Genomic DNA, 394 nt, shown 5'->3' with positions numbered 1-394 from the left:
GAATAGATGGTGCGTATGTGATGGCGCACGGTGTTCGGCGCCAGGCCAAGGTCGCGGGCGATCTGCTTGTAGGTCTTGCCTTCGCTGAACAGCAGGGCGACGTCGCCTTCGCGATTGCTCAACTGTTCGATCACGCTCGGTTGCCGCGCGGTGAGCAGGTAGAGGTCGCCGACCTGCCGCGAGTCGATCACCAGGCGCGCATCGCGATAGCCCTGCGGGCTGGTTTCCTCCGGCAGCTGCGGACCGGTCCAGCCCGGCCAGGCGCCGAGCAGCAGGTCGACGAAGCCGCGTTCGGCGCAATGCAGCACGCCGTAGCGGTCGCATACCGCCATGGCCAGAGCCTGGCGTTCGAGGGATTCGCGCAGGGCCACCAGGGTACGGATCTGGTTGGCCG

General features: G+C 67.0%; 1 protein-coding gene. It reads right to left on the bottom strand.

Annotation, left to right across the window (positions count from 1 at the left end; all coding sequences use genetic code 11):
* Positions 1 to 394: LuxR C-terminal-related transcriptional regulator (locus E0T84_RS31680; RefSeq protein ID WP_138746435.1), on the bottom strand; the 394-nt coding region annotated here is incomplete at both ends.

The organism is Mycobacterium sp. DBP42, from assembly GCF_005924235.1.
GTDB lineage: Bacteria > Actinomycetota > Actinomycetes > Mycobacteriales > Mycobacteriaceae > Mycobacterium > Mycobacterium syngnathidarum.
Note: the sequence above shows the minus strand (reverse complement) of the source record. Positions and strands in the feature narration are given on the sequence as shown.